General features: G+C 67.3%; 25 protein-coding genes and 1 tRNA gene. 18 read left to right on the plus strand and 8 right to left on the minus strand.

Going from position 1 to position 24601, the window contains the following annotated elements; genetic code table 11:
* Nucleotides 1–2: 2 nt before the first annotated feature.
* The 3 genes from AC3A6I_RS19295 to tsaD are packed head-to-tail and all read right to left on the minus strand — an operon-like array spanning nucleotide 3 to nucleotide 2312.
* Nucleotides 3–296: a YciI family protein gene (locus tag AC3A6I_RS19295; protein WP_487545493.1), complete on the minus strand. Its 294-nt coding sequence runs from the start codon at nucleotides 294–296 to the stop codon at nucleotides 3–5.
* Complete coding sequence (locus tag AC3A6I_RS19300; RefSeq protein ID WP_487545494.1) at nucleotides 296–1264, minus strand: NAD(P)H-dependent glycerol-3-phosphate dehydrogenase; 969 nt, start codon at nucleotides 1262–1264, stop codon at nucleotides 296–298. The genes AC3A6I_RS19295 and AC3A6I_RS19300 overlap by 1 nt, the downstream gene beginning before the upstream one ends.
* On the minus strand, nucleotides 1254–2312 hold the full coding sequence (gene tsaD, locus AC3A6I_RS19305) for a tRNA (adenosine(37)-N6)-threonylcarbamoyltransferase complex transferase subunit TsaD (RefSeq protein WP_487545495.1): 1059 nt from the start codon (nucleotides 2310–2312) through the stop codon (nucleotides 1254–1256). The genes AC3A6I_RS19300 and tsaD overlap by 11 nt, the downstream gene beginning before the upstream one ends.
* Nucleotides 2313–2398: 86 nt before the next feature.
* On the opposite strand from tsaD, the gene hemC reads away from it, so the two are divergent.
* From hemC to AC3A6I_RS19340, 7 genes are all read left to right on the plus strand, one after another.
* Nucleotides 2399–3334: a hydroxymethylbilane synthase gene (hemC, locus tag AC3A6I_RS19310; RefSeq protein ID WP_487545496.1), complete on the plus strand. Its 936-nt coding sequence runs from the start codon at nucleotides 2399–2401 to the stop codon at nucleotides 3332–3334.
* An 18-nt stretch (nucleotides 3335–3352) separates the two neighbouring features.
* On the plus strand, nucleotides 3353–4087 hold the full coding sequence (locus tag AC3A6I_RS19315; protein ID WP_487545497.1) for a uroporphyrinogen-III synthase: 735 nt from the start codon (nucleotides 3353–3355) through the stop codon (nucleotides 4085–4087).
* Between the two features lie 21 nt (nucleotides 4088–4108).
* Nucleotides 4109–5479, plus strand: coding sequence for a COG4223 family protein (locus tag AC3A6I_RS19320; RefSeq protein WP_487545498.1), 1371 nt, complete (start codon nucleotides 4109–4111; stop codon nucleotides 5477–5479).
* Nucleotides 5476–6873, plus strand: coding sequence for a heme biosynthesis HemY N-terminal domain-containing protein (locus AC3A6I_RS19325; RefSeq protein WP_487545499.1), 1398 nt, complete (start codon nucleotides 5476–5478; stop codon nucleotides 6871–6873). Before AC3A6I_RS19320 ends, AC3A6I_RS19325 begins: the two co-directional genes overlap by 4 nt.
* Nucleotides 6874–6951: 78 nt before the next feature.
* Nucleotides 6952–7027, plus strand: a tRNA-Thr gene (locus AC3A6I_RS19330).
* A 344-nt stretch (nucleotides 7028–7371) separates the two neighbouring features.
* On the plus strand, nucleotides 7372–7755 hold the full coding sequence (locus tag AC3A6I_RS19335) for a response regulator (RefSeq protein ID WP_487545500.1): 384 nt from the start codon (nucleotides 7372–7374) through the stop codon (nucleotides 7753–7755).
* A 20-nt stretch (nucleotides 7756–7775) separates the two neighbouring features.
* Nucleotides 7776–8117, plus strand: coding sequence for a hypothetical protein (locus AC3A6I_RS19340; protein WP_487545501.1), 342 nt, complete (start codon nucleotides 7776–7778; stop codon nucleotides 8115–8117).
* A 29-nt stretch (nucleotides 8118–8146) separates the two neighbouring features.
* On the opposite strand, the gene AC3A6I_RS19345 is transcribed toward AC3A6I_RS19340, so the two are convergent.
* The gene (locus AC3A6I_RS19345; protein ID WP_487545502.1) at nucleotides 8147–8482 is read right to left on the minus strand and encodes a hypothetical protein; all 336 of its coding nucleotides are present in this window, start codon (nucleotides 8480–8482) and stop codon (nucleotides 8147–8149) included.
* A gap of 164 nt (nucleotides 8483–8646) precedes the next feature.
* On the opposite strand from AC3A6I_RS19345, the gene AC3A6I_RS19350 reads away from it, so the two are divergent.
* The 3 genes from AC3A6I_RS19350 (at nucleotide 8647) to AC3A6I_RS19360 (ending at nucleotide 11113) form a co-directional block, all read left to right on the plus strand.
* Entirely contained in the window at nucleotides 8647–9063 is a 417-nt protein-coding gene (locus AC3A6I_RS19350; RefSeq protein ID WP_487545503.1) for a DUF1236 domain-containing protein, read from the plus strand.
* Nucleotides 9064–9181: 118 nt separating this feature from the next.
* Nucleotides 9182–9352 (plus strand): hypothetical protein, encoded by a 171-nt coding sequence (locus AC3A6I_RS19355; protein WP_487545504.1) that lies wholly within the window; start codon nucleotides 9182–9184, stop codon nucleotides 9350–9352.
* A 117-nt stretch (nucleotides 9353–9469) separates the two neighbouring features.
* Nucleotides 9470–11113 carry a Na/Pi cotransporter family protein gene (locus AC3A6I_RS19360; protein ID WP_487545505.1) on the plus strand — a complete coding sequence of 548 codons (1644 nt, stop codon included), beginning with the start codon at nucleotides 9470–9472 and terminating at the stop codon, nucleotides 11111–11113.
* 144 nt (nucleotides 11114–11257) lie between these two features.
* Here AC3A6I_RS19360 and AC3A6I_RS19365 read toward each other — a convergent pair whose 3' ends face one another.
* Nucleotides 11258–12010, minus strand: coding sequence for a GntR family transcriptional regulator (locus AC3A6I_RS19365; protein ID WP_487545506.1), 753 nt, complete (start codon nucleotides 12008–12010; stop codon nucleotides 11258–11260).
* A 128-nt stretch (nucleotides 12011–12138) separates the two neighbouring features.
* Here AC3A6I_RS19365 and AC3A6I_RS19370 point away from each other — a divergent pair, with 128 nt between their 5' ends.
* Nucleotides 12139–12654, plus strand: coding sequence for a hypothetical protein (locus AC3A6I_RS19370; RefSeq protein ID WP_487545507.1), 516 nt, complete (start codon nucleotides 12139–12141; stop codon nucleotides 12652–12654).
* On the opposite strand, the gene AC3A6I_RS19375 is transcribed toward AC3A6I_RS19370, so the two are convergent.
* Complete coding sequence (locus AC3A6I_RS19375) at nucleotides 12651–12818, minus strand: hypothetical protein (protein WP_487545508.1); 168 nt, start codon at nucleotides 12816–12818, stop codon at nucleotides 12651–12653. The two genes, AC3A6I_RS19370 and AC3A6I_RS19375, sit on opposite strands and share 4 nt — an antisense overlap.
* 195 nt (nucleotides 12819–13013) lie before the next feature.
* Here AC3A6I_RS19375 and AC3A6I_RS19380 point away from each other — a divergent pair, with 195 nt between their 5' ends.
* The 7 genes from AC3A6I_RS19380 (at nucleotide 13014) to AC3A6I_RS19410 (ending at nucleotide 20717) form a co-directional block, all read left to right on the plus strand.
* Nucleotides 13014–13172 carry a hypothetical protein gene (locus AC3A6I_RS19380; protein ID WP_487545509.1) on the plus strand — a complete coding sequence of 53 codons (159 nt, stop codon included), beginning with the start codon at nucleotides 13014–13016 and terminating at the stop codon, nucleotides 13170–13172.
* A 56-nt stretch (nucleotides 13173–13228) separates the two neighbouring features.
* Nucleotides 13229–14119 carry a phosphotransferase family protein gene (locus AC3A6I_RS19385; protein ID WP_487545510.1) on the plus strand — a complete coding sequence of 297 codons (891 nt, stop codon included), beginning with the start codon at nucleotides 13229–13231 and terminating at the stop codon, nucleotides 14117–14119.
* 340 nt (nucleotides 14120–14459) lie between these two features.
* On the plus strand, nucleotides 14460–15728 hold the full coding sequence (locus AC3A6I_RS19390; protein ID WP_487545511.1) for an ABC transporter substrate-binding protein: 1269 nt from the start codon (nucleotides 14460–14462) through the stop codon (nucleotides 15726–15728).
* Between the two features lie 66 nt (nucleotides 15729–15794).
* On the plus strand, nucleotides 15795–16730 hold the full coding sequence (locus AC3A6I_RS19395; protein ID WP_487545512.1) for a carbohydrate ABC transporter permease: 936 nt from the start codon (nucleotides 15795–15797) through the stop codon (nucleotides 16728–16730).
* A 3-nt stretch (nucleotides 16731–16733) separates the two neighbouring features.
* Nucleotides 16734–17567, plus strand: coding sequence for a carbohydrate ABC transporter permease (locus AC3A6I_RS19400; protein ID WP_487545513.1), 834 nt, complete (start codon nucleotides 16734–16736; stop codon nucleotides 17565–17567).
* Between the two features lie 11 nt (nucleotides 17568–17578).
* Nucleotides 17579–18604, plus strand: coding sequence for a LacI family DNA-binding transcriptional regulator (locus tag AC3A6I_RS19405; protein ID WP_487545514.1), 1026 nt, complete (start codon nucleotides 17579–17581; stop codon nucleotides 18602–18604).
* A 208-nt stretch (nucleotides 18605–18812) separates the two neighbouring features.
* Entirely contained in the window at nucleotides 18813–20717 is a 1905-nt protein-coding gene (locus AC3A6I_RS19410; protein WP_487545515.1) for a glycoside hydrolase family 127 protein, read from the plus strand.
* A gap of 373 nt (nucleotides 20718–21090) precedes the next feature.
* Here the strand turns inward: AC3A6I_RS19410 and AC3A6I_RS19415 are convergent, their stop codons facing one another.
* Nucleotides 21091–21894 (minus strand): N-acyl amino acid synthase FeeM domain-containing protein, encoded by an 804-nt coding sequence (locus AC3A6I_RS19415; protein ID WP_487545516.1) that lies wholly within the window; start codon nucleotides 21892–21894, stop codon nucleotides 21091–21093.
* 153 nt (nucleotides 21895–22047) lie between these two features.
* A complete protein-coding gene (locus tag AC3A6I_RS19420; RefSeq protein WP_487545517.1) occupies nucleotides 22048–24384 on the minus strand; it encodes a putative bifunctional diguanylate cyclase/phosphodiesterase in 2337 nt (778 codons plus the stop codon).
* Between the last annotated feature and the right edge of the window lie 217 nt (nucleotides 24385–24601).

Consider the following 24601-nt stretch of genomic DNA (forward strand, 5'->3'; position numbering starts at 1 on the left):
CCCTACCTCCCAGCGGCGTTGTTGATCGTCAGGCCCCAGCGGGAAATCTCGTAGCTTTCGAACACGCCGTGCTTGATGAACGGATCGGCCTCGAACAGCTCGGTCGCGGTCTTCAGGTCCGCCGCCTCGATGACCATGAAGCTGCCGGTGGCCTTGGCCTCCTCGGTCTGGAACGGGCCGGCGAGGATCAGCTTGTCGCCGAGGCTGTCGAGGTGCTTCAGGTGCTCGGGGCGCACCGCGAGGCGGTGGTCGAGGCCATTGGGCTTGTCCTTGGCGACGATGGAATAGAACGGCATCAGGTGTCTTCCCTCTTGAGCGGCCGCGACATGAGGCCCGCAACGATATCCGAAATTCCGGCCTGGCCGGAGAGCAGCAGGTTTACCGCATCGATCAGCGGAGCGTCGATCAGCAGTTGGTCGGCGAGCTGTTTCGCCACCGGCGCGGTGAGCACGCCCTCGGCCAGCTCGGTGCCCGGATGCGCACCGCTGCCCAGCGCCACGCCATAGCGGTAGTTGCGCGATTGGGTGGACGTGCAACTCAGCGTCAGGTCGCCCAGCCCGGCAAGGCCGGTCAGCGTGCCGGCGCTGCCGCCCATGCCGGCGACGATGCGGCTCAGTTCGGCAAAGGCGCGGGCGATCAGCGCCGAGCGGGCCGAAGCGCCGAGCCCGGCGCCTTCGACGGCGCCACAGGCCAGCGCATAGACGTTCTTCAGCGCCCCGGCGAGTTCGACCCCGATGCGGTCGTCGCTGGCATAGGGCCGGAAGGTCGGGCCGGCGAGCGCGGCGGCGATCTCGGAGGTGCGTTCGGCATCGTCGCCGGCCATCGTCACCGCCGTCGGCCGGCCAGCCGCGACGTCGCCGGCAAAGCTCGGACCGGAGAGGACGTAAGGGATGGCGTCGGGGACGATCTCGCTCAGGATTTCTGATTGGCGCTTGAGGCTTCCATGCTCCAGCCCCTTGGCCGTCAGCACCACCGGCTTGCCGGCGAGGCCGGCGGCATGTGTCCGAAGTGCGTCGCGGCTGGCCTGCGCCGGTACGGCGAGGATGGCGATGTCGAGCGTGGGCAGGGCGGTCGCGGCCCCGATCTCCGGCCGCAGCGTCACGCCCGGCAGGTGGACGCCGTTGCTGTGCCAGCTGTTGATCTCGTCGATCACCCCGGCGTCGCGCCCGACGATGGTGACGCGGCACCCGGCAATGGCGGCGGCCTGGGTGAGCGCCGTGCCCCAGGCGCCGGCGCCGATCACCGCGACGCGTTCACCCGCCATGCGCCAGCCCCATATCGGCGCTGTCGAGCGGCCAGCGCGCCCTGGCGGCGATGTCGAGCCTGTCGGTCGCGCCGAGGCCCAGCCGCTCGGCCCCGGCCCAGGCGACCATGGCGCCATTGTCGGTGCAGAGCGGGATGGGCGGGATGACCAGCTCGGCCCCTGCCGCCTCGGCCGCCCCGCGCAAAGCCGCACCGATCGCCTTGTTGGCCGCCACGCCACCGGCGACGACGAGGCGCGGCGTCTGCCCCGGCAGCTCCGCCGCATACTTCTGCAGCGCCGACTTCGCCCGCGCCGCGACAATCGCCGCCACAGTCGCCTGGAAGCTGGCACAGATGTCGGCGACGTCCTGGTCGGTCAGCGGCGCCTGCTGTTCGGCTGCCAGCCGCACGGCGGTCTTCAGCCCCGAGAAGGAGAAATCGAGCCGGTCTTCCTTGAGCAACGGTTTTGGGAACGCAAAGCGCTTGCCGTCGCCCTTCAACGCCATCTGCTCGACATGTGGACCACCGGGATTGGGCAGGCCGAGGAGTTTTGCCACCTTGTCGAAGGCCTCGCCCAGCGCGTCGTCGATGGTGGTGCCCCAGCGCTCATAGTCGCCGACGCCGCGCACCAGTACGAACTGGCTGTGCCCGCCGGACACCAGCAGCATCAGGTATGGAAACGCGATGCCGTCGGTCAGCCGCGCCGTCAGCGCATGCGCCTCGAGATGGTTCACCGCGATCAGCGGCTTGCCGAGCGCTGCCGCTATCGCTTTGGCGGTGGTGAGGCCCACCAGCACGCCGCCGATCAGGCCGGGGCCGGCTGTCGCCGCCACCGCATCGACCTCGCTCAGCTTCACCCCGGCGGATTCCGCTGCCCGGGCGATGATGTGGTCGAGATGGCTGACATGGGCGCGGGCCGCGAGCTCGGGCACCACGCCGCCATAGGGCGCGTGCTCGTCGAGTTGGCTGCGCACGATGTTCGACAGGATCTCGCCGTGGCCGGACGCGTCGCGCTCGACGATCGAGGCGGCCGTTTCATCGCAGCTGGTTTCGATACCCAAGACCTTCACACCAAAAGTCCTTCGTCTGCCTTGTCCGTGCCGCGCCGGAGGGGTAAGCCGACGCCGTCCTTTGGCCTATATAGGTGCTCATCGAAATGCAATCGGCGCCCCTCTTGCGCATCGGCACGCGCGGCTCGGTCCTGGCTCTGGCGCAGGCCGAGCTGGTGCAGCGACAGCTGGCCGAAGCGCACGGCGTCGAGCTGAGCGCCGTCGAGATCCGCGTCTTCACCACCTCTGGCGACCGCATCACCGACCGGCCGCTGAGCGAGGCGGGCGGCAAGGGGTTGTTCTCGAAAGAAATCGAAAGCGCGCTCGAAGCGGGCGAGATCGACCTCGGCGTGCATTCCAGCAAGGACCTCGCCTCGGTGTTGCCCGACGGGCTGACGCTTGCCGCCTTCATCGAGCGCGAGGATGTGCGCGACGCCTTCGTGTCGCTGAAATATGGCTCGGTCGCCGAGCTGCCGCAGGGCGCAAAGCTCGGCTCGTCCTCGATCCGCCGCGCCGCTCAGATGCTGCGGGCCCGGCCGGACCTGCAGGTCGTCGGCTTCCGCGGCAATGTCGGTACGCGGCTGGGCAAGCTCGAGGCCGGCGTCGCCGACGCGACGCTGCTCGCGGTCGCCGGACTCAACCGCCTGGGCATGGCGGACAAGATCACCGCCTATCTCAATCCGCGCGAGTTCCTGCCCGCCCCGGCCCAGGGCGCCATCGGCATCGAGGTGCGTGACGACGATGCGCGCACCCGCGAACTGGTCGCACCGCTCAACCACGCGGCTACCGCCACCACCATTGCGGCGGAGCGGGCGCTGCTCACCACGCTCGATGGTTCGTGTCGAACCCCCATCGGTGCGTTTACCGAATTGAATGGGGTTTCGTGCAGGTTGACCGCCGAAATCCTCAGCCCCGATGGTCGCGAATTCCATCGCGACACGGTCGAGGGCGCGGCCGCCGATGCAGCACGCCTCGGAACGCAACTGGGGCATCGCTTGTTGGATGCGGCAGGGCCGGATTTCCAGCGACAGTTTAGTTCATAGTTCCTTGGGGATAGATATTTGGCGACCAGGATGCTCGTGACCCGGCCTGAACCCGACGCGAGCGATACCGCCGCGCGGCTCGAGGCGCTGGACATCGCACCGGTCGTCGCCCCGATGCTGGTCTACGAGCCGCTGCTGGCCGAGCTCCCCGATCCATCCAGCGTCGCCGCCCTCGTCGTCACCAGCGCCAATGCCCTGCGCGCGCTCGACGTCGATGCCGCCATCGGCGCCTATCGCCACCTGCCGGTCTACGCCGTGGGTGACCGCACCGCGGACCTCGCCGACGTGCTCGGTTTCTCGATGGTGACGAGCGCCGGCGGTGACTTCGGCGACCTGGTCGAACTGCTTGCCCACGCCCGCATCGATGGCCCGATCTTTTATCCGGCCGGCCGCGAGCGGTCGGCCGATCTCGCGCGCTCGCTCGAACCCTTCGGCAAGACGGTCGTCACAGTTCCGGTCTACGGCATGAACCCGGCGCCAATGCTGGATGAGTCGGTCGCGGTCGCGCTGCAGAGCGGCGATATCGGCGCGGCCTTGTTCTATTCGCGCCGCACCGCCGAGGCGTTCGTGCGGCTCACCGATGGCGTGCTGGATCGCGCGGCGCGCCTGCGGCTCGGTGTCCTCTGCATGTCCGAGGCTGTTGCCGAGCCGCTGGTCGATGCCCATTTCGTGCGCGTGGGGCTCGCCGAGCGCCCCGACGAGGAGGCCATGATGGGGCTTGCCTTGTCCTTTGCGCGCGACGACAACGCTTGAATTCGAACGAGGACCTGCCGCATGGCGCAACGCAAATCGGGACCCGTGAAGCCGCCGGTCATCGACCTCACGGCGCGCGAGGCGGAAAAACCCGCAGCGCCGGCGAGCGATCCCGTGCCGCCCGAGCCCGCCGAGGCGGTCGAGCCGGCCCCCGAAGTCGTCGAGCCCGCAACGGCGGCGCCCGCCTCCCCGGCGGCCGATCCCGAGCCGGCGCCCGAACCCGACGCCAAGCCTGCGCCGCAGCCCGAACCGCCGCGCGCCGTTCCGCCGCCGCCTCCACCCCTGCCGCCGCGTCCGCAGGCGCGGCTCGCTATGCCGTGGAGCGCCATCTCTATCGCCGCTGCCGCCGGCGGGCTGATTGGCGCAGGGCTGGTCTACGCGCTCTCCAACTGGCTGCCGTTGCCCCATAGCGGCCCCGTCATCGCCGATCCGACCGCGCGCCTCGACCAGCAGGATGCCGGCCTCACCGATGTCAAACTGAACGTCTCCGACCTCGAAACGCGCCTTGCCGCCATCGAGGAGCAGGCACGGCGCACACAGGTCAGCCTCGACGCCACCATTACCCAGCTCGACAGCGGCCTGGGCGACGTGCGCCAGTCGATCGCTGCCATTCCCACGGCCGGGCCGGTCGATCTCGGCCCCCTCCAGCAGCAACTCGCCGCGCTCGAAGATCGCGTCACCGCCATCGGCGCCGGCGCGTCGAGCGGTGATGCCGCCGCGCTCGCGCAGACCATCAGCGGCATCGAAGCCGAAATCGCCGCCCTGCGCGCCGCCTCGGGCAGCGGCGAGGTCGAAGCCCAGATCGCGGCGCTGCGCGACGAGGTTGCGGCATTGCAGGGGAGTGCCCCTGCCGCTCCCGCCAATGCCGGCGATCTCGGCTCGGCGGTGCGTCTGCCGCTCGTCGTCTCGAGCCTCGAAAGTGCGTTCGCCAATGGCCGGCCCTATGCCGCCGAGCTCGACAGCCTGAGCGCCCTCGCGCCCGATCTCGCCGTGCCCGAACCGGTCACCGCTGCCGCCGCGAGCGGCCTGCCGCGTCCCGATGCGGTCGCCGCCGAACTGCAAGCCCGGGTCCCCGAAATCCTCGCCGGCCGCGCCGCCCAGAGTTCCGGCGACGTCGGCGCCGATGCGCTCGAATGGATGAAGGGCCTGCTCGCCCTGCGCCCGGTCGGCGAAATCGCCGAGGATAGTCCCGAAGCCACCGTCTCCAAGCTCGAAGCCGCCGTCGAGCGCCGCGACTTTGCCGCCGCCAGCACGTTGCTCGCGGCCCTGCCGCCCGCCATGCAGGCCGGCGCGGGCGAGGCCGGCGCGTCGATTACCGCGCTCGCTGCCGCCGACCAGTTCCTCGCCGATGTACGCGCCCGCGCCCTCGCCACGCCGGAGGCCAGCCCGTGATCCGGCTCGCCTACTGGCTCATCGGCAGCCTGCTCGTCACCGCGGCCATCGCCTGGCTGATCGGGCTACCGGGTACGCTCACCATCGAGATGCTCGGCTATCGCATGCAGCCGCGGCTGGGCGTCGCCGCCTTCCTCGCGGTGGCGACAGTGGTGGTCATCATCCTCGTCTGGGGCATCGTCAAGCGCATCGTCGCGGCGCCCTATTTCCTTGCGCGCCGCTCGCGCGAGCAGAAGAAGGAACGCGGCTATCAGTCGCTGTCCGATGGCTTCATCGCGCTGCAGGCCGGCGACGCCATGCGGGCCCGGCAGCTGGCGCGCGACGCACAGTCCAACCTGCCGCGCAATGCCGCCGCGCAACTGCTCGAAGCGCGCGCCGACCTCGCGCTCGGCGACATGCATTCGGCGCGCGAGCACTACCGGGCGCTGATCACCAACCGCAAGACCGCGCTCGCCGCGCTGTCCGGCCTCTACGACCAGGCGCGCCAGCAGGGCCGCCTCGATGCTGCGCTCACCTTCGCGCAGAAGGCCATCGACATCGCCCCCACTGCCCCCTGGGCGCGCGAGGCGGTGTTCGACGATCTCACCCGCAACGCCCGCTGGGACGAGGCGGCACGCATGGTGGCCGACGAGCCGGCGGTCACGCGCGAGGACAAGATGCGCAAGCGCCGCCGGATGGCGGTGGTCGAAACGGCGCGGGCCCAGATCGACGAGGGGCGCGATCCCAATGCGGCGCTCGAGCATGCCCTCGCGGCGCTGAAGCTGCAGGGCGATTTCGTGCCCGCCGCACTGATCGCGGCCCGCATCTACGCCAATCGCGGCGAGGCCCGCCGTGCCATGAGCCTGCTCCGCCGGGTCTGGCGCGCCACCTCGCACCCCGACGTGGCAACGCTGTTCGCCAACTCGACGTCGGGCAGCTCGGCCGTCGACCGGCTGAAGCGGGTGCGGGAGCTGATCGATACGCCGCCGCCCAACAAGGCCAGTGCGCTCGTCCTCAGCCGTGCCGCGATAGACGCCTTCGATTGGGCCACTGCGCGCCAGGCCCTTGCCAACTACACCGCGCCCGATCCGTCGCAGGCCGTGTGCCTTTTGATGGCCGAGATCGAGGAGGGTGAGAGCGGCGACAAGGGCAAGGCGCGCGACTGGCTCAACCGCGCCGTGCGCGCGCCGCGCGATCCGGTATGGACCGCCGACGGCATCACCGCCGAGGAATGGGAACCGCTCTCGCCCGTCACCGGCAAGCTCGATGCGTTCGAGTGGCGCGTGCCGACCAGCGCGGTCGCCGCCCGCACCGTCGCCGGCCCGCCGGTTCCGGTGCGCTCGACCGCCGCCGCAGAAATCACCCCGCCCAGTGCGGACAAGCCTGCCAGCCCGCTCGCCCTGCCGGAGGCCTGACGGCGGGTCTTGCGCCTGACATGCAGCGCCTGTATGAGACCCAAATCCGGCGCGTCGCCCTGGCGCAGCGCACCGTGGGCCGCATTAGCTCAGTCGGTAGAGCATCTCATTCGTAATGAGGGGGTCGCTGGTTCGAATCCGGCATGCGGCACCACCCCTTAAGGCCATCGTGATTGCTTCTGTCGGCGCGAGCCGCGTCCGGCAAGCTGCGCATTTCCGACTTCGGCGGCCTTGGCATCGCCCGCGGTGGCGGACCTTGCCGCCGTGGATGCCGGGGCCGACCATGGTGGCCCGCGGCATCGTTTATGTGCCCCGCTATTGCTTTTTTAAATGCCGGCCATCCCTGCAGGTGGTAAGTTGAAGCTAGACCGAAGGGGCTGCTGGCTTGCGTCCAGCAATGGCATTCGCCCTTCAGGCGTCCACCTTGCGCAATTGTCTGAAAGGTTCTGCCGGCAGTGCGCTCTTGCACGCCGGTCCTCAGGCCTTGGAGGACACGAAATGTCCCGCAAGCGCATACTTCTCGTAGAAGACGAACCCCTTATCTCCCTCGATATCGAGATGACTCTCGATCAGCTGGGCCATGAGGTCCTCGCCGCCCCCACCGTCGCCGAAGCGCTCGAGCGGATGGCGGCCGGAGACGTCGACCTCGCCATCCTCGACTATCACCTCAAGGAGGCCGATACGACCGAGGTCGCCGCGCAGCTGCGTCAGGCCGGTGTGCCCTTCATCGTCTGTTCGGGCAGCGTCGGCCTCGGCGAGGTCGACCGAGCCTTTGCCGGCGCGAGCTTTCTCGCCAAGCCGTTCTCGACCGATGTCCTGCTCAAGGCGGTCGAGGACGCGGCCGACGGCCTGCCCGCCTCGGGCGAACGCATCCCGGCCTAGCCGGCGAGAGGAGCAATCGCATGAGCAGCAGCTTCACCGATTTCCACCGGTCCACGCGTGCTTCGCCCGTCGACGCCACGGCCAGGCGGCAGGCGGCATTGATCGTCGGCCCGTTCCTCAAGAGCTTCGAGAGCTGGAACCAGCGGGCGGCGCGCACCGGTGCGCTGATCCTGGCGCACGCCACCACCGAGAGCGAGCGGACGAGGCACCGGAGCGATCTCGCCACTTTGCGGAATGAGGTGGAAATCGCCTATGACCAGTTCCGCGAGGTGGTGGCCGATCACCCCCGGCATGGCCGCATCGACGATGTCGACGCTGCATTCGACCGGATGCTGTCGCTGCTGAAGCGGGCAGCCGGTTGAGCCCCGGGTCCCGACGACGGGACTATGACCTAACCCTGCGTCCGCCCCAGCACCGACAGCAACCGCTCGAATGCGGCGTCGACATCGTCGATGCGGCCGTGCGGCGGTCTGCCGGCGACGGCGTCCAGGAACTCGGCATAGGCCGCCTCCACCTCGGCGCGCAGTGCGGCGAGGTCCTCGCGGTGCTGCGCCTTCTCCGCTTCGGTGGTTACATGCGACAGAATTGCGGCGCTGGCGCGCGCGGCGCGGTGGTTCCAGTCTTCGAAGCGCGTCTGGAACGGCCGGATGATCTGCAGGGCCTGCCGGCGCGCAGCGACCTCCTGCGGCGGGCGACGGCGATGTGGCGTGGAATGGAGATCGGTCATCGTGTCGAGCGGATGGTGGACTTGTGCGCCCCGAAAACTTCGATGGTCGCCGTTGGTTCCGGCATGGGGGCTTTGCCGCCGCCGCGCTTGCCCCGACGGAACCGATCCGGTCGCCGGAGCTTTCCCACTGCGGGCGCTACAAGAATGCTTAGGAGTACAAGAAAATGAAGAAACTTCTCCTTGCCTCGACGGCAATCCTCGCTCTGTCCGCCGCTCCTGTCCTCGCGCAGGATGCCGGGGCCGCCGTCGGCGGTACGGCCGGCGGCGTCAGCGGCGCGGTGGCCGGCGGCCTGATCTTCGGGCCTATCGGTGCCGTCATCGGTGGCTTCACCGGCGCCGTGATCGGCGCGGAAGCGGTCTCCGACGATTCGGTGGAATATGTGCGCGTGCATCCGACCGAGCCGGTCGTGATCGATGGCGCCGTGGAAGTCGGCTATGTCGTTCCGGATGACATCGAGGTCCATGTGATCGAGAGCGATCCGGATCACGGCTACTTCTACACCAACGACCGGGTCTATTTCGTCAATCTCAGCGATCGCACCGTGGTCTATTCCCCGGGCGTGGTCGTGGCCCAGAAGTAAGACCTGATCCATCCACGTGGAGGGTCCGCCAGGCATCGCCGGGCGGACCCTTCGTCGTTTTCGGGGCTTGCAGGTCCGGGTCCGATCGGGCGAGATGCGGCGTTTTCCGGAGGCGGGCATGCAGGCGACAAGCGAAATTGGCAAACTGAAGCGCGAGATCGCCGTGCTGCGCGAGATCGTCGGGCGGCCCAGGCCGCCGCTGACGGTGCACGAAAAGCGCTCGCTGCGCTCCGAGATTGAGCGCTGCATCCAGGATCTCGACGAGCTGCGGACCCGGCTGAGCGCCTGACGCGCCGGGCGCCTTGCGATCTCGCCACAATGCCGTGATGATCATCTATTAGTACTGCGTCGAGTTCATCTCGGCGCAGCGGTAGAAACATTCGCGCGCAGTACTAGAGAGCAGTAAGTGACGGCCTATCTATTCTTGTTGCATGTCGGCGGCGCCGTGGCGCTTCTGCTATGGGCGGTGCATATGGTGCATACGGGCACCGAGCGCGGCTGGCGGCCGGAGCTGCATGGGCTGCTGCGCGCCACCGATGGCCCGTTGCGCAGCGCGCTGGTTGGCACCGGACTCGGCTTTGGACTGCAAAGCTCGACCGCGGCGGGCATGCTTGCCGCCGCCTATGCCGGCAAGGGGATGTTCACGCTCGCCACCGGGCTCGCCATCGTGCTCGGGGCCAACCTGGGCTCCGCGCTGGTGGTGCTGATCCTCAGCCTCGACCTCAGTTTCCTGCCGCCCGTCCTGCTCATCGGCGGCGCGCTGCTGTTCTTCAAGGGCAAGGCGCGGCGGACGCGGCAGAGCGGGCGGGCGCTGGTCGGGCTGGGTCTGATCTTCGTGTCGCTGCAGATGCTGGAGCAGGCGACTGCCCCGCTCGGCGACAGCGCGTGGCTGCCGGCCGCCGTCACCTATCTCGCCGGCGATCCGCTGACGGCGCTGATCGCGGGCGCGGCCCTGGCCTGGCTGTTCCACTCCTCGGTGGCCACCATCCTGCTGCTCGTCGTGCTGGCCGCGCACGGCATGGTGCCGTTCGCGGCCGCCGCGCCGCTGCTGCTGGGCGCCAATATCGGCACGGCAATCGGGCCGTTCGTCTTGACGCGCGGCGCCAGCCCCGCGGCACGCCGGCTGATGGCGGGCAACCTGCTGTTCCGGCTGGCGGGCGCCGCGGTCGCATTACTCGCGCTCGAGTTCGGCGGCGCGGCGCTGGCGTCGCCGTTCGAGCCGACGCAGCAGCTGGTGGGCCTGCATCTCGTGTTCAACGCCGCGCTGGTGATTGCCGGCCTGCCGCTTGTCGGCGTGGTCGCCCGCCTGATGGAGCGGCTGATCAAGACGCGTGGGGAGGACCCGGCCATGGCGATCGGCGTGCCACCCAGCTGCCTCGACGAGGCAGCCGTCGACGATCCCGACATGGCGCTCGCCTCGACGACGCGCGAGCTGCTGCGCATGGCCGAGATCATCGGACGCATGTTCGAGCCGGTGATGGAAATCTACCGGCAGGGCGACGAGGCCAAGATCCGCGAGGCGCGGCTGATGGAGGCGGCGATCGACCAGGCGCAGAGCGACATCAAGCTCTACCTGGCGCGCGTCTCGTTCGACGAGGCGGGAGCGCGGCGCGGCCACGATCTCGCGGCCATCGCGGTCAACCTCGAATATGTCGGCGACGCCATCACCAAGACGCTGCTGCGGCTCGCCGAAACGCGGCATGCCCAGAAGCTGAAATTCTCGGCCAGCGGCTGGCGCGAGCTGGCCGAGCTGCACCAGCAGGTGGTCGAGAATATGCGGCTGGCGCGCAACGTGCTGGTCAGCCGCGACGTCGAGCAGGCGCGGCGGCTGGTGATCGAGAAGTCGCGTATGCGCGTCGCGGTCGAGGAAAGCCAGCGCCGCCACCTGGCGCGCCTCAAGGATGGCAGCGAGGCGAGCGTGCTGACCAGCAACCTGCATCTCGAAACGCTGCGCGCGCTCAAGACCATCAACTCGCTGATGGCCTCGATCGGCTATCTCGTCCTGCAGGAGACCGGCGCGCTGCGCACGGCGAAGGCGCCAGCGTCCTAGCGGTTCACAAACTCCGGCGTCATCCCCGCGAAGGCGGGGATCCAGCGGCCGCACGCCCAGTGCCCCGACTGGGTTCCCGCCTGCGCGGGAATGACATGGTGGGTGGGGTGCGGCCCCAGTCCGATCGTGAAGTCGTCCGGCAGCTCAGCTGCCCATCGGGCCGGGGCCGCGACGATAGACGCGCAGCTGGATCACGTCGGGCACGTGCCATTCGAGCGAGCGCATCACCGGGCGGCCGGCCATATCGTGGTCGATCTGGCGCAGGTGCTGCAGCGGCGTGCCTTCGGCCACCTCCAGCACCCGGGCGAGCGCGGCATCGGCGATCACCGGGGCGAGCACGGTGCGGGCATGATCCACGACATGGTGGCGGTCGGAGAGGAAGCGGTAGAGCGAGCCGGCGAAGGCCTCGCGGTCGCGCTCGACATCGGCGATATCGGTGGGGATCTCGTCGACCGAGTAGACCGCCGGCCGTCCGTCGGCGCTGCGCACGCGGCGGATGCGCACCACTTCGGCGCCGGGAGCGAGCGCAAGGTCGGTCAGCGTCTCCTCGCCGGCGGGAAGGCGCAGCGCCTCCAGCACCTGCTTGGACGGAGTGACGCCGATGCTCTCGAAATACTCGGTGTAGCTGAAATTGGTGTCGAGCGAATTGCGCAGGCGCGGGCCTTCGGTCACGAAGGTGCCGGAGCCCTGGCGGCGGACGACATAACCGTCCTCGATCAGGCCGCGCACCGCCTCGCGCAGGGTAATGCGGCTCACCGCGAAGCGGGCGCACAGTGCATCCTCGTTCGGCAGCTTGGTGCCGGGCGGAAACTCGCCGCCGACGATGGCGCGCCGCAGGTCGGAGCGCACCACGTCGGTTAGTAGCGGACGGGAGTTACGGGTCGGGCGGGCGCGCATGTCTGTCTTCTTGGCGGGCAGCTTGGCTAGGGCCAAGTGTAGTGGTTGGTCGTATGATGTCCATGCCCTCCCTTGGTCGCACCGCCAGTTCGGCTAAGGTGGGCACGGGGCGGTTCGGAGCGGACGGCATGAATCTCGACGTGGTGGTATGGCTGGTGGCGGGCATCGGAGTGGGCATGGGCGTCAGCCTGATGCTGCTGATCTGCTATGCCGGGCTCGAGCGCATGCGGCTGGGCCGCCGGCTCAGGCGGGTGCGGGCGGTCGAGGCGATCGCGGTGCCACAGCCGGTGGAGGCGGCGATGGCGCTGGCGCCGATCGTGGCTGAAGAACCGATCGTCGATCCGGCACCGCCATCGGAGGAACCCACAGTCGAGGCGGAGCCCATCCCCGACGCGCCGGAGCCGGAGGCGGTGGTGCCGGAGCCGGTGGAGCCGGTAGAAGCCGAATCGGCGGAGATCGAGCTCGTCGAGCCCAGGCCGCTGGTGGTCATCGAATCACTGGACGAGGAGCCGGAGGCACCGCCGCCACCGACTGAGGCCGAGGGCAGGGCGAAAAATGTCGAGGATATCTTCGCCCGCGCCTTCGCGCAGGATCGGCTGGGCCAGCCTGCACCGGGCGGTCCCGGAAGCGAAGACAAGGCCTAGCCGCGATAGATGGCGAGGGTCAGCCCGCCGAGCGCGACCAGCAAGCCGCCGAAGATATAGGCGTCGTTCGTCCTCAGCGAAATGAACGGCACCCACTCGGCGTAGTAGGGATAGACCAGGGTAAGCACGCCCAGCAGGATTACGGCCAGTCCGACTGCACGCATCGACTTCTCCAAGTGTCGACAACGGACGCAATGCCTGTTCGCTCGTCCGCATCCGGCACTGTGTCACGTTCGCGTTAATCACCGATTGCTCATCGGCCGTTCAGGCGCGTTGTGGCAACCCTGGGCTCAATCAAGCGTTGTTACGCAACACATCAGGACCGGGCCACGCGCCCGTCAGGTCCAGGAGAGACCATCATGCACAAGGCCGAACTCGAACATCTTCTCGAAAAAGCCGTCGCCGATGCCCTCGGCGTCAATCTTCCGCGTCGCCGCATCGTCATGGCGCGCTCGCGGCCGGTCGCCAAGGCGGCGCGCAAACGCGTGCATGCCGTGCGCGAACTGCATCCGGCCTGATTGGAATTCCCGCGCCGCTCCGCTAGATTCTCCTGCGCTTGCGGGGGGATAAGAAAATGCAGGAGGTGCCGGCGGCCGAGATTGCGCGCTATCGCGCGCATGTGATCGGTACGCTGCCGCAGTTCGCGGGCGGGCAATTCACCACTCTCACGCAAGGCTGGGACAGCGTCGCGCTCGAATGCGACGGCTGGATCTTCAAGTTCGCCCGTACCCCCGAGGCGGAGGTCCGGCTCCGGCGCGAAGTGGCGCTGCTGCAGTTCCTCAAGCCCCGGATCACCATGCCGATCCCGCATATGGTGTTCAACGATGGCCCGGTGCCGTTCAGCCAGCACCTCAAGATTGCCGGCAGTTCGCTGGAATCTGCCGACTACCAGCGTCTGGGCGAAGGCCAGCGCAACGCCGTCGCCACGCGCATGGCGCAGCTCTATGCCGAGCTGCACGCGCTGCCGCTCAACCGCATGCAGCAGATCGGCGCGGTCGGGGTCGACCCCTGGATGGCGCCCGACGACATCATCGCCGGCGCCGGCCCGAAGCTGCCGCGCGGCTACAAGGGCTTTCTCGAGCGCACCGTCTCGGCCTATCGCAAGCTCACCATCTCCGGCGACGAACTGGTCTACGGCTATTTCGACGGCCATGGCTGGAACATGGCATTCGACCACGAAATGGGTCTGCTCAACGGCGTGTTCGACTTCGCCGACTCGGGTTTCGGCGCCCGCCACCGCGATCTCAGCTACTCGAACTGGATCTCGGCCGACCTCACGCTCAGGATCATCGACCGCTACGAGGAGCTGACCCGGCGCGAGGTCGATCGCGACCTGGTCATGCTCTACAGCTCCGCCCTCCGCCTCGCCGAGCTGGCCGAGGGGGTCCTGACCGATGAAAGCGGGGTCGGCAACGTCACCCGCTGGGTCGACGAGCTCAAGGCCATGGGGCTGTTCCGGCGGTAGGCGTCGCGCTGGCCTACCGTCACCCGTTCATCCTCACCATCTCCCCACCCGGTGGATAGGAGAGGTCACGACCTCACAAGGGAAGTCCTTCCATCGGGCCCCTCTATTCGCCCCGCCCCCAACCCGACCCATCCGCCCCACCACGCCCCGCCCCCAACCCCCAACCAACCCAATCAAGAAAAGCTTTTCCCGACCTCTTGTCCGTGACGCCGAAACATGGCAGTCATCGCACCGAGAAAAGCTTTTCCTGTCTCTCCGGCACGGTCGAATAACGATCGGCCGGGCGAAATCGGGAAAGGCTTTTCCTGAATGCCGCGCAGGCGGCAATGGGAGGAGATGGATGACGTTTTTCAAGCTGAACAAGCTGGCGGCCGCTATTGGCGCGCTCGCCGCGATTTCGGGCCCGGTGCTGGCCCAGGACGAGGGCATGGGCGTCGATGACGGCACCCAGCTGACGCTGTGGACCCGGGCGGCGACGCAGGTGCGTGTCGACCAGTTGGTGCAGGCCTATAACGCCACGCACAAGAATCAGGTCACGGCCACCTATGTCGTGACCGACGACTACCAGACCAAGATCGGCGCCGCGGCAGCCGCCAACGGCCTGCCCGACCTGTTCTCGGCCGACGTGGTGTTCATGCCGAACTGGACCTCGGCGGGCCTGTTCCAGGACATCACCGAGCGCATCGACGGCATGCCCAATATCGAGCATGTGGCGCCCGCCGGCATCACCGTGGGCACCTGGGACGGCAAGAAATACGGCATGCCGTTCATCGCCGACCTGTCGGTGTGGATGTGGAACAAGAAGCTCTACAAGCAGGCCGGCCTCGATCCCGAGAAGGGCCCGACCACGCTGCAGGAATTCGCCGACCAGGCTCGTGCCGTGGCCAAGCTCGGCGGCGATGTCCGCGGCTCGTATTTCGGCGGCAATTGCGGCGGCTGCAACGTCTTCACCTGGTTCCCGATCGCCTGGGCCGACGGCGAGACGGCGATGAATCCCGAGGGCACCGAGGCGCATTTCAACAGCGATGAGTGGAAGGAAATCTTCCACATCTTCCGCGAAATGATCGCCGACGGCACCATGATGATGCCGGAAAGCAAGGACGAGGCCGGCCCGACCTGGACGGCGCTGTTCCCCAAGGGCGTGATCGGCGTGCAGCCGATGCCCGCCACGCAGATCTCGTCCCTCGTGGGCGGCGGGCTCGAGGACGCCGATATCGGCGTGACCCCGATCGCCGGCCTCAAGGGCGGTCAGTCGACCTTCGTGGGCGGCGACGATATCGGCATCTCGCGCGACAGCACGAAGGCCGATGCGGCGTGGAACTTCATCGCCTGGGTGCAGTCCGAGGAAGCCCAGGTCGAGGTCGTGGCCAAGTATGGCAACGTGCTGACCCGCACGGATCTGGGCGACAACAAGTACATCACCGATCCGCGCGTAAAGCTGTTCAACACCATCGGCGCCAACGGCCAGACGCCGCTCGCCAAGAATTTCGGCGCCACCTTCAACGACCCGCAGGGGCCGTGGATCGTGCTGTTCCGCGATGCGGTGTTCGAGCAGGGCGCCAACCTCGACGCCAACAACGACGCGATCAACTTCTCGCTCACCGAGTAACCCGACGCACCGGTCGGCCCGGTTCCCCGACGGGACCGGGCCGCACCCTCGAGGCGAGGACCCATCGTGACTGCAACGTCGATCTCCGAGGCCGCCGCCGTTGAACGACCGGTTCGGCGCCTGCGCACAGGCTTCCGCCGCGGCCTGGTGGGCTTTGCCTATACGCTGCCCACGCTGGCCTTCATCGTGGTGTTCTTCCTCACCCCGCTGGTGCTGGTGGCGAAGATGTCGCTGTCCAAATATGGGCTGCTGACGGGCGACGAAGGCCTCAACTTCCCGCGCAACTATCTCGCGCTGTTCCGCAACCCGCTGTTCTGGCCGTCGGTCTGGTTCACCGTGCAGTACACGGTGCTGGTCACGGTGATGCTGCTCGGGCTCGGGCTGGGCCTCGCGCTGCTGGTGCAGACGGTGACGCGCTGGACCGGGTTCCTGCGCACGGTGTTTCTGCTGCCGGTATCGCTCGGCCTCGCCGCCGCCTCGCTCCTCGCCTACGGTTTTTATTCCCCGGCTATCGGCCCGATCAGCCCGCCGCTGCAGGCGCTCGGCATCATCGACAGCCCGATCGCCTTTCTCGGCACCTCGTGGGCGGCACTGTTATCGACCACCTTCCTCGTCGTGTGGAAGTTCGCCGGCTTTTACATGCTCGTCCTCACCGTGGGCCTCCAGGCCATTCCGGACGATGTCTACGAAGCCGCTTCGCTCGATGGCGCGTCGGGCTGGCAGACATTCCGCAACATCACCCTGCCGCTGCTCAGGCCGTCGCTGTCCCTCGCGACCATCCTCTGCGTCACCGGCTCGTTGCTGGCCTTCGACCAGTTCTTCATCCTCACCAAGGGCGCACCGGACAACACCACGGTCACCGCCGTGCAGGTGATCTATCGCGAGGCGTTCCAGCGCCAGAACCTCGGCACCGCCGCCGCACTTTCGATCCTAGTGCTGGTCGTGCTGGTGCTCATCAACGCATTGCAGTTCCGCTTCCTGCGCGGAACGGAGCGGGACTAAGCCATGATTGTCGGCCAACAACATTCCGCCTTCACCCGCACGCCGTATTACGTGCTCACCGGCGGGCTTGCGATCATCTTCCTGTTTCCGCTGGTATGGAGCTTTTACGCTTCGATCAGCCCCCAGGCAGGCACGGCGCAGATCAACGGGTTCGGTTTCGGCAACTACCAGACGATGTTCGATTTCGGCGCCGGGCTGCCGGTCGTCGCCGCCAACAGCGCGGTGATCTCGATCCTCACCGTTGCCGTCACGCTCATCATCTCGACCTTGGGCGGCTATGCCTTCGCCCGCTTCAAGTTCTGGGGCAAGGACGTGCTGTTCCTGTTGACGCTGTCCATCCTGATGGTTCCCTACGCCACGCTGCTGATCCCGCTCTATGTCCTCCTCAACGCGGTCGGGCTCTCGAACTCGCTGGTCGGCGTGGCATTGATGATCGCGATGTTCCAGCTGCCCTTCGCCACCTACATGATGCGCATCTCGTTCGAAGCGATCCCGCGCGAACTGGAGGAATCGGCGCAGATCGACGGCTGCTCGAGCTTCGGCGTGCTCTGGCGCATCATGCTGCCCTCGGTCGTGCCAGGTCTGGTGACGGTAGGCCTCTTCGCCTTCCTCGCGGCGTGGAACGATTTCTTCGCCCCGCTGATCCTGCTCACGGACCCGATGAAGCAACCGCTGCCGGTGGCGGTCGCCAACCTCAGGCAACAGACCATGGGCGTCATCAATTACGGGGCGACCGAGGCGGGCGTGGTGGTCATGGCGCTGCCCTGCGTGATCCTGTTCCTGCTGCTGCAGCGCTATTACGTGCGCGGCTTCATGTCCGGGGCGGTCAAGGGCTGAGGCCAGGCGAGATGAGCCAGACGGGCAAGAAGCATCCGACCATCCGCGACGTGGCGAGCGCCGCGGGCGTGTCGCTGGGTACCGCGTCCAAGGCGCTCAACGCCAGCGGCCGGCTGCGCGAGGAAACGCGCGAGAAGGTGCGGCAGGTGGCGCGCGATCTCGGCTACCGCCCCAACGACCTGGCGCAGAGCCTGCACCGCACCCGCTCGATGACGGTGGGGATCATCTCCACCGACTCGTTCGGCCGCTTCACCCTGCCCATCTTCCAGGCGCTCGAGGAGCAGTTCGCCGATCGGGGCATCGCCATCTTCATGTGCAACGCCACCGACGATCCGGAGCGCGAGCACCAGCATCTCGACCAGTTGCTCGGCAAGCGCATCGATGGCCTCGTGGTCACCGCCCGCCGCGCCGACAAGCGCCCGCCCGTCGGGCCGTTGCCGCCGGGCATGCCGGTGATCTACGTGTTCTCGCAGGCCGATGATGACCAGTCGCTGTCGCTGTTGCCCGATGACGAGGGCGGGGCGCGGCTCGCGGTACGGCATCTTGCCGAAGTCGGGTGCACGCGCATCGCCTATGTCACCGGGCCCGAGCGGTTCGAGGCGGTACTGCTGCGCCGGCGCGGCTACCAGTCGGCGCTGGCCGAGGCCGGGCTCACCGAGTATCCGCAATATTATCGCCCGGGCGAATGGTCCGAGGCCTATGGCCGCGACGCGGTGGCAAAGCTGTTCGACGGCGTCGCCGAGCGCGACCGGCCCGACGGTATCTTCTGCGGCAACGACCAGATCGCGCGCGGCGCGGTCGAGGCGCTGCGCGAGCGCGGCATCGATATGCCGGGGCAGGTGGCCGTGGTCGGCTTCGACAACTGGAACGTCATGACCGACGCCGCCCGGCCGCCGCTGACCAGCGTCGACATGAACCTTTCCGCCCTTGGCCACGAAGCCGGGCGGCTGCTCGTCGACATGATCGGCGGCGAAACCATACGCGGCATCCGCCGCCTGCCCTGCACGCTGGTCGTCAGGGACTCATCGAGGAAATAGGACGTGTCTACGTTGAACTGCTTTGGCGATGCCATTTTGCACGAAGTCATTCCCGCGCGAGCGGGAATCTCTGTTTTCGATATGTGCCATCAAACGGAGGTCTCCGCTTTCGCGGGGATGACCCTGTGGGCAATTGCGTCCGAAGTGAACACTTCCAGGAAATAACAGCCCCCGCGCGCTCAGCGGCGAGGCCGAGAGGAGAGTTACAGTGAGCCAATACCATCCCGTGCGCTTCGTGAACGTACGCCTCGAGGGCGAGTTCTGGAAGGAGCGGCTCGACACCGTGCTGGCCCGCACCATCCCGAGCCAGCACAAGAAGCTCACCGAATACGGCTATCTCGACTCGCTCAAGCTGCCCAACCCGCCGCCGCCGCTGCGCTTCCCGCGCCACGCCAACGGGTTCACCGTGCAGGTGTTCTGGGATTCGGACATCGGCAAGTGGATCGAGGCCGCCGCCTATGCGCTCAGCCACAAGCGCGATGCCGATATCGAGGCCAAGATCGAGGCGATCGTCGACGATTTCGAGAAGGCCCAGGCGCCCGACGGCTATCTCAACTGCTGGTATCTCGGCCACGAGCCCGAGAAGCGTTGGTCGAACATGCGCGACAACCACGAGCTCTATAATGCCGGCCACATGCTCGAAGGCGCCATCGCCTACTACGAGACCACCGGCCGGCGGCGCTGGCTCGATGTCATGGAGCGCTATGTCGAGCATATCCGCCAGCGCTTCGGCACCGGCCCGGGCCAGAAGCGCGGCTACTGCGGCCACCAGGAAATCGAGCTGGCGCTGATCAAGCTCTACCACCTGACCGGCGAAAAGAAGCATCTCGACCTCGCCGCCTATTTCATCAACGAGCGTGGCCAGCAGCCGCCGCACTATTTCGACGTCGAGCGCGAGGAGCGCGAGAAGAAGGGCTGGGAGGTGCAGCGCTACACGCAGGGCACCTACGAATATTCGCAGTCGCACAAGCCGGTGCGCCAGCAGGACAAGGTGGTCGGGCACGCGGTGCGCGCCATGTACATGTACACCGCCATGGCCGACCTCGCGGTCGAGCTCAACGACGCCGGGCTGAAGCAGGCGTGCGAGACGCTGTGGCGCGACGTGATGGACACCAAGATGTACATCACCGCCGGCCTCGGGCCGTCGGCCAGCAATGAAGGTTTCACCTTCGACTACGACCTGCCCAACCAGACCGCCTATGCCGAGACCTGCGCCTCGGTGGCGCTGATCTTCTGGGCCCAGCGCATGCTGCATCTCGATCTCGACGGCAAGTATGCCGACGTGCTCGAAACCGCGCTCTACAACGGCGCGCTCTCCGGGCTCAGCCGCGACGGCGAGCACTATTTCTACATGAACCCGCTGGAGAGCAACGGCACGCCGTCGCGCTGGGACTGGCACACCTGCCCGTGCTGCACGATGAACGTATCGCGCCTCGTCGCCTCGGTCGGCGGCTACTTCGTCTCCACCGCGCCGGACGGCATCGCCTTCCACCTCTATGGCGGCATCTCGAGCACGCTCGATGTCGGCGGCACCAAGGTGGCGGTGCGCGAGGTGTCGAACTATCCGTGGTCGGGCGACATCGCGATCAGCGTCGATCCCGAGACGGAAAAGGCGTTCGACGTGAAGCTCCGCATCCCCGGCTGGTGCCATGGCGCGACCGCGAAGGTGAACGGCGAGACGGTGAAGCTCGAGCCATCCAACGGCTATGCAACCATCCACCGCACATGGAAGGCCGGCGACAGGATCAGCCTCGAGCTGCCCATGCCGATCGAGCGCATCTATGCCAACCCGCATGTGGTCATGGATGTCGGCCGCGTGGCGCTGACTCGCGGCCCGCTGGTCTACTGCCTCGAGGAGGCCGACAATCAGGGCGGCACGGTGCAGCGCTTCAAGCTGCCGCGTGGCAGCGAGATCGCGGTCAAGGAAACGAACCTGTTCGACGGCATCGTTCAGCTCACCGCTTCGGCCAAAGCCGTCGACCAGGTCGAATTCGCCCCGCTCTACCGCACCAGCCCCCCGAAAGAGACCCCGGCAACGCTCACCGCGCTGCCCTATTATCTCTGGGCCAATCGCGGGCAGGGCTCGATGGTGGTGTGGATCCCGGAGGGGTGAGGCTGCGGAGCGTGGGGCTCACCCCACCCAGTTCCGCTAGGCCGCAAACGGCCAAGCTTCACTACCCTCCCCATCAAGGGGAGGGACACCGCGCAAGAACCGAAGCCTCTAAGCCTGCAGTGGGGTTCTCGCCGGCCTCTCAGTCGGCTCTCCCTCCCCCTTGTGGGGAGGGGGGACCGGCGAAGCCGGTGGGTGGGGGTGGCCCCATGCACAGAAGTCGAGAGAGACAGCCCCCTCCCATCCTCCCCCATGAAGGAGGAGGTGCCCTGCCGGTTCACCGGGCACGATCGAAGCCAAAACCTCGCCTCTTCACCTCCCCCTTCATGGGGGAGGCCGGGAGGGGGCCGTCTGCTTCAATCAGCCCAAACCCCGCCTACTCCGCCGCCACCGGGCTCCCGTTGCCGCCGAACTGCTCGGCCAGCATGGCGCGCTCGTAGGCCAGCCGCGAGCTGGCGCGTTGCGGGGTCTCGAAATGCTCGTCCAGCGCCCGGGCGAACAGCTTTTCGCGCTCGTCCTCGGTCGACATGAAGAACGGGTAGCGCCGCAGCGTCGCCGGCAGCTTGGTGTTCACATAGGCGCCGAACAGCGTCACCGGGAAAGCCAGCCCCGGATACGTGCGCACATCCGACATTTCCTCCGAGCCGAAGACGCGGCGATAGAAGGCCGTGTGCTCGGGCCGTACCAGCGCCAGGCAGGCGTCGGCCTTGAAGAACACGGACGCCATGACGGCGATGCGCAAGGTCAGGAAGGGCAATGCCGGGTAAGCCAGCGACGCCTCGTAGTCGGCGGTGAAGCGCGAGGGATCGATGAAGGTCTCGCCGCGCTCCAGCAGCGGCGACAGAATATCCGGACAGCTCTTCATGCTCGGGCCGAAAGGATGCGTGGCCGATACGTGATGCAGCCGGATGGAGCTCACCAGTTCTCCGTCGATATGCACGCCGAATGTCATGCCATTGGGCGCAGTATCGAGATCGTCGACAACTACTCCCGCGTCGTTGAACGGCACGGATTCTTCGCGACGATAAGCTTCGTAGCGCAAGCGATAGACAGGATTGTCGGTAACATCCATCCGGACGCGGGAATACTCTACCCGATCCAGGATTTCCATAAGCGTGCCGGCAAACCGCGTCACCGGGGCAACTGACGCGGTTGCGGTCGCTTCCGTCTCAGAACGCATGAGGAACTCCGCAACTTTCACATACAGTTTAATGCTTTATTATCTATAATTAAAACGACAAATGCGCGCATCCTGATGCGCCGAATACGCATAAGTCCTGGCGAACCGAAGCGATGGACAGATTATCCTGAGATGGCAGAGGTTTAAAGGCTGTTAACCACGTTTGCGGTTAGCCGCCGCGATGCTGAGCGTCGGTTCCGGGACCGGGGCGCTCGCTGCCATGCGGTCGATCAGCTCGCCCACTTCGCGGCGCGGCAGCGGCACGCCGAACAGATAGCCCTGGATCTGGTCGATCTTGGAATGGCGCGCGATGAGGTCGAGCTGTTCCTCGGTCTCGACGCCCTCGGCGGTGACGGTCAGGTTGATGTCCTTGCCGAGCTGGGCAACGTTGGTCAGCAGCTTCAGCGAGCGCGGGTTTTCCGCGATGTCCATCACGAAGCTGCGGTCGATCTTGAGCTTGGTGAAGGGCAGGGCCTGCAGGTAGCTCAGCGACGAGTAGCCGGTGCCGAAATCGTCGAGCGCGATGCCGATGCCCTGGCGCGCGAGCTTCTGCAGGATCTTGGTGGCGGCCGTCCGCTCCTCGATCACCGCCGTCTCGGTCACTTCGATCTCGAGGCGGTGCGGAGCGAGGCCGGTCGAGGCCAGCGCCGCATTCACCATCTGGGCGACGTCGGCATTGCGGAAGTCGCGGGCCGAGATGTTCACCGATACCGATACTTCCTCGGGCCAGTTGCGGCACTCGGCCGAAGCGGCGGCCAGCACCCAGCGGGTGATGTCGGAGACGATGCCGGTTTCCTCGGCGATGGGGATGAACAGCGAAGGCGGGATCGAGCCCAGCTCCGGATGGTGCCAGCGGGCCAGCGCCTCGCAGCTCACCACGCGGCGCGTCTGCAGGTCGACGATCGGCTGGTAGAGCAGCGACAGGCCGCCCTCGGCCACGGCGAGCTTCAGGTCGGCCTTGAGCCGCTGGCGGTAGCGGTAGTCGGTATCCATCTCGTCGTGGAACACCTGGCTGCGACCCTTGCCCAGCGCCTTGGCCTTGTAGAGCGCGAGGTCCGCCTTGGTCATCAGCGCATCGAGGTCGTCATCGCCGTCGGTGACGGTGACCACGCCGATCGAGACGTTGACGGCGAAGACTTCGCCCTCGACCTCGAAAGGCCCGCGGAAGCCGCCCAGGATCGCCTCGGCGTCGGTGATGGTGTCCGAGAGCGCGACGCCGCCCGAGCGGTAGACCACGTATTCGTCGCCGCCCAGCCGGGCCACCAGGCTGTCCTTGCCGAGCACGCCGCTCAGCCGTTCGGAGGTCTCGATCAGCACGCGGTCGCCGATCAGGTGGCCCATGGTGTCGTTGACATGCTTGAAGTCGTCGATGTCGACGATCATCAGCATGGCCATGTCCTCGGCGGGCTTGCCGGTACGGGTACGGCGGCGCCGCTCGAGGTCGGCCTCGACCTGCTCGGTGAAGTAGGCGCGGTTGGGCAGGCCGGTCAGGGTGTCGTAGTGCGCCATGTAGTTGATGCGCTCTTCGGCCTTCACGCGCTCGGTGATGTCCTCGAACAGCAGCACGGTCTTGTCTTCGCGCGAGGAGACCGTCACCTCGCAATATTGCCCGTCGGCGAGCTTGAGCAGCACCTTGCCGCCGTCGCCGCCATTGACGGTATCCATCAGCTGGCTGGCCGAACGCTGCGGAATGGTGCCGCGCTCGGCGGCCGCGGCGATCATGGCGCCGAACGGCCGGCCCTCCCAGTTCCCGGGTACGAAGCCGGTGAACACCAGCCCGGCGCGGTCGTTGGCGACGGCGATGATGCCGTTCTCGTCGAGCATGCACAGGCCATGCTGCATGGTCTCGAGCGCCGTATCGAGCTCGGAGGCGAGCCGCGTCGCCTCGATCCGGCCATGCACGGCGCGCAGCAGGATGGCGCGGATATTGGCCGAGACCTTACGCAGCGAGACGACGAAGGCGATCAGCACGATGCTCAGCATGGCGGTGTGGAAGGCCCCGTCGAACAGCATGCCGATGGCCATGCCGATCGACATGATGGCGACCTGGATGGTCACCAGCCGGTCGATGGCGAAGTTGCGGCCGGCGACGCCGACGAGCACCGATACGGTCACCGAGAGCGAGCTCATCTCGGCAAAGGCGGTGTTCACCACCAGGAAGCTGTAGGCCATCCAGAACGCGTAGAGGATGGCGATGGCAGCCGCGCCCACGGTCGAGCGCAGTTCCCAGCGGTTGGCGGTGGCAACGTCGTCATCGGCGATCGGGTTGCGCTCGAAGGCACGCATGTCGATGTCGCGCGCTACGCCGACCAGCGCGAAGCCGACGGCGATAGCGACAAGCACCCAGGAGCCGGATTCGAAACCGGCGACCACCGCGACCAGGGCCGAAGACAGCGCGCCAAGCAGCATCACGCGCCGGTCCGCATACAGCGACCGGATCATCGAGACATAGTCTATGGGCGGCAGGTTCTTGTGGGCCGGCTCGAACATGGTTTCACCAAGGTGCCGGCGATCTTGCGCGGCCACGGGTTAATGGCAGCTTTCGCGACCGGTAGTGCCACCCCCTCGGCGCCCCCGACCGGGGCCGGGGGGCGGCTCATTCACCCGCAATGGTTTACCCCCCGTTCAATCCGGCCCGCAAGTTGCGTCTATCTGCCCTGTCGGCCGTTTGTGGGGGCGCTGCCACGGATCGGGCGCTTTTGGTGCG

The sequence above is a fragment of the Devosia sp. Soil_C_22 genome (assembly GCF_057657195.1).